We start from the raw sequence: 989 nt of genomic DNA on the forward strand, positions 1-989 counted from the left end.
GTTTGGTATATGGCATTTCGATGTAACTGTTTCCGTCTTTTGACGTAAAGCTACGGATAGTTGGGGGATCAGACAGATTAAAGTTCATCTGCAACTGGAGATTGCCTGTTTTCTGAATTAAAGGCAGCAGGGTCATATTGAATCCAGTGGTGATCATGCCCGGTGTTAATGTTGTTGTTGCTCCTACATCCGTAGTCGTAGTTGTTGCTGACTGGGCGACGTAAACTGTCTGATCTGCCATCTGGATAGGTACCGGCGTCAGGTTTGTGACCGTGCTTTCTTGTGAAGTTACAACGCTGACATCGCCTTGTTCACTCAGTGCTTTAATCAGAAGGCTGGAACCGCTGAATTTGGCGGCATTCCCTGTTGCCGTATCCAGAATTGATACGCCTGCAGATGTAGCGCCTGTAAAATCTCCGCTTGCATTGTTCAACGTTGCTCCGGCGGAATGTAGCGATTTGTAAACAAGATTCCAGTCCAGACCGAACTGCTCGTTTCTGGTATTGCTGACGCTCAGAACCTGTACGTTCAGGGCTACCTGGCGGTTCATAATACTGTTTTGTTCGTCCACATATCGTGCGACGGCTTCCTGGACAGCAGGAGTATCAGTGACTGTTAGCGTTGAGCTCGATGCAGATAACCAGTAACGGCCTTTTTCTGGTGTCAGCATCGCTTCAATAGTTTTCCGGATGTCTTCATACAGGTCGTATTCCTGACCGACGGTTGTGCTCTGAGAGGACGTAGCATCACCGGATGCTGAGTTATCCTGGCCTCCTGTTGCCCCCATTGTGCTTGTTGAGCCAGAGCTGACACTGGAACTGCTGCTGGTTTTGGTGTTCAGCATATGAAGTGGATACGTTCTGGTTTCAGTCAGATAGAATACAATCCGACCATTATCCATGCGCCAGTACAGACCACTCCGGCTGGCCATCAGATCCAGAAGACCATTGATATCTCCCTGCCACATGAGGTTATTCAGCGTTAATGGC

1 protein-coding gene is annotated in these 989 nt (G+C 48.6%); it reads right to left on the reverse strand.

Features of this window, described 5'->3' with window-relative positions:
• A partial coding sequence (locus RTW80_RS26025) for a PilN family type IVB pilus formation outer membrane protein (RefSeq protein WP_312720964.1) occupies nt 1-989 on the reverse strand: 989 nt, incomplete at both ends.

The organism is Escherichia sp. AM3, assembly GCF_032029835.1.
Lineage (GTDB): Bacteria > Pseudomonadota > Gammaproteobacteria > Enterobacterales > Enterobacteriaceae > Escherichia > Escherichia coli.